The following is a 241-nucleotide window of genomic DNA, read 5'->3' on the forward strand; positions in this document are numbered from 1 at the left end:
GCCAAGCGAGCCCTCCGCGCGGAGCTGCGAGAGCGGCGCCAGCTACTGTCCGATCCGCAGCGCGAAGCCGCTGCCCCGGCGATCGGCGAACGGCTGGACGCCCTCGTCGACGAGCCCGGCGCCCGCTCCGTCTCCTGCTTCCTCTCCACCACCACGGAGCCGGGCACCAGGGTGTTCGTCACCCGCGCGGTCCGCCGCGGGATCCGGGTCCTCCTCCCGGTCACCCGCTCCGACGGACTGC

The 241-nt window shown here is 75.1% G+C and carries 1 protein-coding gene; it reads left to right on the plus strand.

Going from position 1 to position 241, the window contains the following annotated elements; genetic code table 11:
- Window positions 1-241, plus strand: a 241-nt coding sequence (locus KVS71_RS18415) for a 5-formyltetrahydrofolate cyclo-ligase (protein WP_302677830.1), incomplete at both ends; no start/stop codon positions are given.

It is taken from the genome of Microbacterium sp. GbtcB4, assembly GCF_019091465.1.
GTDB lineage: Bacteria > Actinomycetota > Actinomycetes > Actinomycetales > Microbacteriaceae > Microbacterium > Microbacterium paraoxydans.